This is a genomic window from Streptomyces sp. SM1 (genome assembly GCF_002910825.1).
GTDB classification, from domain to species: domain Bacteria; phylum Actinomycetota; class Actinomycetes; order Streptomycetales; family Streptomycetaceae; genus Streptomyces; species Streptomyces okerensis.
In genome coordinates, this window is the sequence record NZ_NEUB01000197.1 from 1 (window position 1) to 1889 (window position 1889).

General features: G+C 70.8%; 1 protein-coding gene. It reads right to left on the minus strand.

The window, feature by feature from the left end:
* Nucleotides 1–1889: Rne/Rng family ribonuclease (locus B9S61_RS04545; RefSeq protein ID WP_181007239.1), on the minus strand; the 1889-nt coding region annotated here is incomplete at both ends.

A 1889-nucleotide genomic window follows, 5' to 3' on the forward strand; every position in this document is an offset into this window, starting at 1 on the left:
CTCCGCCTCGGCGGCGCTGCTGTACAGCTCCTCGTCCGGCGTGAACTCGGGAGCCGGGAGGGCCACCGGCTCGGCGGCCTCGGCGGCGACCTCGTCCACCGACTCCGCCTCCGCCTCCTGCTCGGCCGTCTCGGTGATCCCGGCAATCTCGTGCTCGTGCGGCTGCTCCGCCGCGCCGGCCCGTGCCCGCTTCCTGCGCTTGCCACCGCCACCGGCCGCGGCCGGCTGGTCCAGGTGCACGATGACACCGCGCCCGTTGCAGTGGACGCAGGTCTCCGAGAACGACTCCAGCAGACCCTGGCCGACCCGCTTGCGGGTCATCTGGACCAGGCCCAGCGAGGTCACCTCGGCGACCTGGTGCTTCGTACGGTCCCGGCCCAGGCACTCGAGCAGACGCCGCAGCACCAGGTCCCGGTTGGACTCCAGCACCATGTCGATGAAGTCGATGACGATGATGCCGCCGAGGTCGCGCAGCCTCAGCTGGCGCACGATCTCCTCGGCCGCCTCCAGGTTGTTCCTGGTGACGGTCTCCTCGAGGTTGCCGCCCTGTCCGGTGAACTTGCCGGTGTTGACGTCGACGACGATCATCGCCTCGGTCCGGTCGATCACCAGCGAACCGCCGCTCGGCAGCCACACCTTGCGGTCCAGCGCCTTGGCGAGCTGCTCGTCGATCCGGTACGTGGCGAAGACGTCGACCTCGCTGGTCCACCGGGACAGCCGCTCGGCCAGGTCCGGCGCCACGTGCGACACGTAGCCGTGGATGGTCTCCCAGGCCTCGTCACCGCTGACGACGACCTTGGTGAAGTCCTCGTTGAAGATGTCCCGCACGACCCGGACGGTCATGTCCGGCTCGCCGTACAGCAGCGTCGGCGCGCTGCCGCCGTTCTTGGACTTCTTCTTGATCTCCTCCCACTGCGCCTGGAGGCGCTCGACGTCGCGGCGCAACTCGTCCTCGCTCGCCCCCTCGGCGGCGGTGCGCACGATGACGCCCGCGTCCTCGGGAACGATCTTCTTGAGGATGGTCTTCAGCCGCGCCCGCTCGGTGTCGGGCAGCTTGCGGCTGATGCCGGTCATCGAGCCCTCGGGGACGTACACGAGGTAACGGCCCGGGAGGGAGACCTGGCTGGTGAGGCGGGCGCCCTTGTGGCCGATCGGGTCCTTGGTCACCTGGACCAGGACCGACTGGCCGGACTTCAGCGCGGACTCGATACGGCGCGGACCGCCGGACATGCCGAGCGCCTCGAAGTTGACCTCGCCGGCGTAGAGCACGGCGTTGCGGCCCTTGCCGATGTCGATGAAGGCGGCCTCCATCGACGGCAGCACGTTCTGCACCTTGCCGAGGTAGACGTTCCCGACGTACGAGGTCGCCTGCTCCTTGTTGACGTAGTGCTCGACGAGCACGCCGTCCTCCAGGACGCCGATCTGCGTACGGTCGCCGTACTGACGGACGACCATCACGCGCTCGACGGCCTCACGGCGGGCCAGGAACTCGGCCTCGGTGATGATCGGCACGCGGCGGCGGCCCTGCTCGCGGCCCTCGCGGCGGCGCTGCTTCTTCGCCTCCAGACGCGTGGAGCCCTTGATGGACTGCACCTCGTCCGGCGGCTCGGCGGCCTTGCGCGGTTCGCGCACCTTGACGACGGTGCGCTCGGGGTCGTCGGTCGTGGACTCGCTCTCGCCGCCGCTGTCACCGGCCCGGCGGCGACGGCGGCGACGGCGCCGGCTGCTGCTGGAGCCGCCGGAGTCGTCGCGGTCCTCGGCGTCCTCGTCGGCCTGCTCGGCGGTGTCCTCGGCGTCCTGGGCGGCCTGCTCGGCGGAGGCCCGCTCGGTGTCGGTGTCCTCGTGCTCGCCGCCCTCGGCGTAGCTCTCGGCCGACTCACCGCGCCGGC